At 41.4% G+C, this 3,213-nt stretch carries 1 protein-coding gene; it reads left to right on the top strand.

Annotated features, from left to right (window positions below; translation table 11 throughout):
- The first annotated feature begins 140 nt into the window (after window positions 1-140).
- On the top strand, window positions 141-3,125 hold the full coding sequence (locus MT390_RS19605; RefSeq protein WP_008126957.1) for a Tn3-like element ISKox2 family transposase: 2,985 nt from the start codon (window positions 141-143) through the stop codon (window positions 3,123-3,125).
- Window positions 3,126-3,213 lie beyond the last annotated feature (88 nt).

A 3,213-nucleotide genomic window follows, 5' to 3' on the forward strand; every position in this document is an offset into this window, starting at 1 on the left:
TTGGGGTTCTAGGGATTTTCCCCTCTAAAGTAACATAAATCGCCATACTCACCATATTTAAAGGCATACAAAGGTGGGTTACTTCTCCAAAGTATGGCAAATTATGAGGTTAACAACCCCTTAAACTTAATTTAATTCCTATGGCTATAAAAAACGAACTATCAATTCTTACCAAAGCTGAGCAGCTTGATCTATATTCTCCGCCGCTATTATCACTTGAACAACAACGATTGTATTTTACGCCAAACGAGATCGAGTTAACAGAGTTGAAAAGTATTCGCCTAAGGAACCACCGATGCTATTTCATTGCGTTATTAGGGTATTTTAAGTCTAAGCCTGTGATTCTTTCACCTAGCTTTAACCTCATCTTTGACGATATGCAGTTTATTTCAACGCAAGTTCAAGGAGGCAAAGGGATCAGGCCTTTCAGCATTAATAAGATGCAGCGTGACCGTATATATCAAAGAATACTGAGGTTATTAAACTATCAGAAATGGGACGAAAGTCTGCACTTTGCGCCGCTGTACGAACATCTTGTTATGGTCGGCAAAGCTTGGCTTGAGCCTCGTTATCTATTCGATGCAGCCGCTGAATATCTAGCAACGCATAGAATTGCCATCCCTAAATATACTGTCTTACAAAAGCTTATCAGTCGTGTTATCCAACAGGTCAAGAAGGCGTTAAATAATAAGCTTCGTATTCATGTTTCATCTGAACTACACGGATTTCTAAATACTATTATCGATGACAAAGATGGGCTCTCCTTAAGCCAGCTTCGAGCCGGTGCAAAAAGCGTTATGGTGACAGAGCTAAAAAAAGAACTGACGGTGTATCATCAGTTACAGCCTTATACAAGACAGATTGATAATGCTGTTAAGGGCTTAGCCTTATCGTCTAAAAACCAACAACACTTCGGTGAAATGGTGGATTATTATGGCAGTAAACTAAAACGCTTTAAGCGTCCACAGCAACACCTATGGTTGCTGTGTTTTCTGACTCAACGCATACGGCAAAGCCTAGAGCGATTGGCTGATGGGTTTATTCATCATATCCGTAAACAACAAGAAGCTGCGCATGCGTTTGCCCAACAGGCAGTGTTTGACTCATGGAGGTCAGCTGCAGACAATGTCACCAAAGCCGCAGAATTACTGCATCTGTTTGTTGATGACAGTATCGACGATAATCAACCATTTGCAACGGTTAGGCAACAAGCATTAAGTGTAATGAATAACCAAGATATAGAAACGCTATGCCTGTACTTAAAAAAGCAAAAACGCACGGTAGAAGAATATCAATGGCAATATTATGATGATCAAAACGGGTTAATTGAGCAGTTATTAAGGCCCGTGTTTCTATGTCTTGAATGCCAAGCAGGTAAAGGCTCAGAAGCATTAGTGACCCAGCTCAAAACCACAAAAACAGAACTATTAGCAGGTAATACATTGCAAACAATGGATAGTACACTTATCCAACAAAAACATCGTCCATGGTTAATTAACAAGGATGTTGTTCATCCACAGCGATACGAATGGTTGCTTTACCGTCAACTGGCTTCTCGGCTTAATGGTCGAATTTACTTATCAAACGTCACTAAATATCGTGCGCTAGAAGACGACTTAATTGCATCGTCAATACAGCCTGATCTATTGGCATCATCAACATTGGAAAAGCTAAAGCAGCCGATTCAGAAGCTACTGCAAGTAAAACAAATACGCTTAACAACATCCCTAGAAGATGTTGCTCGTCACATTGATAATGGTGATAACCGCAATGTGATCATGAAGAGCCGAAGTGGCACACGATGGCGACTGCCAGTTAAAGGCTCCCAATCACTTGTCAACAACCCTTTCTTTAAACAAATGATCCCCGTCAGTATTGCTGATGTGTTGCGTTATGTTGAACAAGAAACCAACTTTATGCAATGCTTCGCACACGTGCTGCCAATACAAAAACAAGTAGGCGCCAATCAGGATGATTTATTGGCTATTCTAATTGCGAATGCGACACATCGCGGCGTATATGGGATGGCACAAATATCTGATCGCAGTTATGAGCATCTAAGCACTATACAAGCTAATTATATTAGGCCTGAAACCTTGCAAGAGGCTAGTGATATCATCAATAACGCAGTAGCGGCACTCCCTATTTTCCGCCACTATCACATCCAAGAAGACGTCCTGCACGCCAGTACCGATGGGCAAAAATTTGAAACTCACCTTGAGACTTTTAAAACTCGCTACTCCTCGAAATACTTCGGCACCAACAAAGGTATTACGGCCATGACGTTAGTTGCCAATCATAGTGCGTTAAATGCCCGTATCATAGGATCTAATGAGCATGAGTCCCATTATATTTACGACTTACTACAATCTAATACTAGTGATCTTAAGCCAGATGTCCTCTCAACCGACACCCATGGTGTTAATCATGTTAATTATGCCTTATTGGATTTATGCGGTTATAGTTTTGCGCCTAGGTATGCTCAGTTCACCAGTGTGATCAATGACCTATTTAACGTAACTGAAAGCGACGACGGAAACACGCATCTGGCGCTGAAAAAGCCGATAAAAATGAATGTGATTGAAGAAGGCTGGCAGGATATTCAGCGTATTGTGTTATCCCTTCAAGAAAAACGCACAACACAGGCATTGCTAGTACGCAAATTATCTGGTTATCCATCTAGACACCCTATATTACAAGCATTAACGGAATATAATAGGCTCATCAAAGCCCAATATTTACTTGATTATATTGATGATGCAAGTCTGCGCCAATATGTTCAACGAGCACTGAACCGAGGCGAAGCCTGGCATTTCCTCAGGCGAGCTATTGCATCGGTCAATCGTGACCAGTTCCGTGGAAAAAACGAATCAGAAATAGTCGTCTGGAACGAGTGTGCCCGTTTGACGGCAAATGCTATTATCTACTTTAACTCGATGATCCTAAGTCATCTATTACTGCACTTTGAAGAAGTTGGTGACGAGGAAAAAGCAGCAATAACTCGACAAGTATCACCCGTTGCATGGCAGAACATTAATCTGAGCGGCACTTATCAGTTCGCTAGTAACCGCAAACTACCTGATTTACAGGAAATAACTAGGCCTATTGTTGAAAATGAAGTCTAAAATGAAAGGTAACCCAGCTCCACAAGCCATTAACTGCGAGGGTTGTGGCGATTTATGTTACTTTAGAGGGGAAAATCCCTAGAACCCC

The sequence above is a fragment of the Vibrio sp. 2-Bac 85 genome, from assembly GCF_037546705.1.
Classification (GTDB): domain Bacteria; phylum Pseudomonadota; class Gammaproteobacteria; order Enterobacterales; family Psychromonadaceae; genus Psychromonas.

Coding starts and splice junctions, on each gene's coding strand:
- MT390_RS19605 (WP_008126957.1), top strand. CDS start 141: ATGGCTATAAAAAACGAACTATCAATTCTTACCAAAGCTGAGCAGCTT.